Raw genomic sequence first — 610 nt, forward strand, 5'->3', positions numbered from 1 at the left:
CCTCTCGCCGAACGCATATAGGGTTCGAAGAGATGGGGCCGGTTCGGATGCGGCAGTATCTGATCGATACCGCGTCCCAACATCACGTCCCCGCACAGAAACAGCTTGACGCAGTTCATCCTTCGGGAAAAAACCAATGTTCCCGGTGCAGCAAGCCACCCAAGACGCCTTCAAGATAGTTTGCTGGCACTTCGGCGTCCAGAATTCGGGGCTGTACAGAAGCGCCTGCCGCGTGCAGTCACTGCTTCGCACTCGCGACGCAGGTTCTACAATCGTCCCGCTCTCATCGCTCACGACCGACGATGCGATCGCGTACCGGGGCGTTCCTGCGCCGGCCGGCGCCGGCCGCGCGCTGGACGGGCCCGCCGCGGCCGCGCGATTCCGCCGAATGGCGGCCGTTCGCGCGCGGCCTGACGGTCCGCTCCGCCGCGTATGCGCTCGCCGTGTTGCGCGCGCTCTTTGCGTGGCTCGCCGGCCAGCACCACGTGATCATCAATCCGTTTGCCGGCGTCATCGTGCGCGGCGACACTCCGAATTCTTGAGCGTTCGTGGCAGACGGGTTTGCGGCCCACGCTAACGTTCAATGTGCACATCGACCGCGTCGTGCGAA

The 610-nt window shown here is 64.6% G+C and carries 2 pseudogenes; one reads left to right on the forward strand and one right to left on the reverse strand.

Features of this window, described 5'->3' with window-relative positions:
• Positions 1-119 (reverse strand): annotated as a pseudogene (locus F6X42_RS46680) (CapA family protein); the annotation flags it as partial.
• A gap of 161 nt (positions 120-280) precedes the next feature.
• Between F6X42_RS46680 and F6X42_RS46685 the strand changes: the two are divergent.
• Positions 281-524: pseudogene (locus F6X42_RS46685) on the forward strand (integrase); the annotation flags it as partial.
• Between the last annotated feature and the right edge of the window lie 86 nt (positions 525-610).

It is taken from the genome of Paraburkholderia podalyriae, from assembly GCF_014397785.1.
GTDB classification, from domain to species: Bacteria; Pseudomonadota; Gammaproteobacteria; order Burkholderiales; family Burkholderiaceae; genus Paraburkholderia; species Paraburkholderia podalyriae.